The sequence below is a fragment of the Halomonas sp. ATBC28 genome, assembly GCF_005937175.1.
Lineage (GTDB): Bacteria > Pseudomonadota > Gammaproteobacteria > Pseudomonadales > Halomonadaceae > Vreelandella > Vreelandella titanicae.
Genome location: NZ_VCQL01000179.1, coordinates 1 through 398 on the forward strand (window position 1 = coordinate 1; position 398 = coordinate 398).

Genomic DNA, 398 nt, shown 5'->3' on the forward strand with positions numbered 1-398 from the left:
TTACAACCTGATGGAATTCTTCTTTCCAATGGACCAGGGGACCCGAAGGAATTAGAGGGGATTTTGCCAACCATTAAAGCGTTGATTACGCATTATCCAACACTTGGTATATGCTTAGGGCATCAGCTTGCAGCATTAGCACTTGGGGCAGAAACAACTAAACTATCATTTGGACATAGAGGAGCCAATCATCCTGTAATGGATCGAAAGAAAAAGAGGGTGATTATGTCCTCACAAAATCATAGCTATGTAGTGAAAGAAGAAAGTTTAACTGCTACTGGCTGTGAAGCAAGATTTTATAATCTTCACGATGGATCGGTAGAGGGACTGTCTCATAGCATGTATCCATTGCAAACTGTTCAGTTTCATCCAGAGGCGAATCCAGGACCTTCTGAAGG

The 398-nt window shown here is 42.2% G+C and carries 1 pseudogene; it reads left to right on the plus strand.

The annotated features are described in order from the left end of the window. Window positions 1-398, plus strand: a pseudogene (locus E0L35_RS25925) (carbamoyl phosphate synthase small subunit); the annotation flags it as partial.